The sequence below is a fragment of the Arthrobacter sp. CP30 genome (assembly GCF_053470025.1).
In genome coordinates, this window is the sequence record NZ_JBQEMM010000028.1 from 1 (window position 1) to 1,300 (window position 1,300).

Annotated in this window: 1 protein-coding gene; it reads right to left on the minus strand. The window is 60.5% G+C overall.

Translation table 11 applies throughout. The features are described 5' to 3' along the window. Window positions 1–520: 520 nt before the first annotated feature. Window positions 521–1,300 (minus strand): substrate-binding domain-containing protein (locus ACTIMO_RS17140; RefSeq protein ID WP_448183203.1); only part of this gene is annotated, 780 nt, incomplete at its 5' end.

The following is a 1,300-nucleotide window of genomic DNA, read 5'->3' on the forward strand; positions in this document are numbered from 1 at the left end:
TATGTTGACGAGTGCCTCTACTCGCTGCGTTCGAACTGATCTGATCGAACGCTGAAGTGAGGTCGTCGGCCGCCGGCAGAGCGCGCTGCGGCATCACAATCACGAGCGTCACGCCCATTGAGGTTGTCGAGCAAGGTGACGACGTGGCCCCACAGGGATTGTCCTACAGGCTGTTGGACAATTGCCTCCTCGTCCCATGCCGCCCAGTGAGCCTCATGGTGTGCGCCTCGCACGCGTTCCTTCAGTGCCCGCAGCCTCGATCCGTACTCATCTGGCAAGGGAACGTCCGCGGAAGTCATGAGCATCATCCTTCCAGCATCAGCAATGCCGAGCGATCATACTTTGAGGGCGACGCTGACCTGCAGAGCCAGCCGCCGTATCAAAGATGATGCTGGCCTCTTTCATCAGCAGGCGCCACGCTGCACGCGGCCTTAATGGTCCCAGAACCCGATGTGAAGGTTGATAGAGGCTTGGCCCCATTGCCGGAGCCACCGTCGTTATAAGCAGAGAGAGGAGGGGTTTATGTGCTCCGGTAAGACCCCGTGCTCGATCGGACAATGAGACGAGGCGAGGAGGACTCATTGACGATCGGCTGACCGGCTGCCATAGAGATGAGTAATCGGATACATGAGCCACCAACTTCCCTGAATTCCTGGCGGACCGTTGTGAGGGAAGGCTCCCAGAACTGAGCGCCCGGGACGTCATCGAAACCGATGACGCTGATGTCCCGAGGGATCTCGAACCCGCGCTCCCGAATGGCCTTCATGAATCCGAGTGCCATCTGGTCGTTGGCCACGAAGACGGCGGATGGCCCTTCTTCGAGATTGATCGTCCGGCCGACGCGGTATCCGGATTGGGCGCTCCAATCCCCGTCGTACAGCTCCCCGGGCATGAGACCGTGCCGCTCCAGAGCGCTTCTCCATCCATTGATACGCCTGCGAGCGTCAACCCAGTCCAAGGGGCCAGCAAGGTGCGCAATTCGCTGATGCCCGAGCGCCACCAGATGCTCCACGACCTGCTGTGAACCGCTCTCCTGATTGAGGGAAATGTCGTTCTGTTCACTTGACCCTCCACCGACGGTAACCAGCGGGATGTTAGCCCGAGCGTGCTCGACGACCTCGAGCGCCGAGACATGAGGCGTGATCGCGATGACGCCCTCGACGCCGTGATTCAGAAGCCCCCTCAGCGCTTCGTCGACGGACGGCTCTGAGTAGCCATCGAGTGTCATGACAGTGAGGAAGTAGCCCGCCGCGCGTGCTGCTTCCTGGATGCCCATCAGTACGTTGGAGGGGCCGTACTG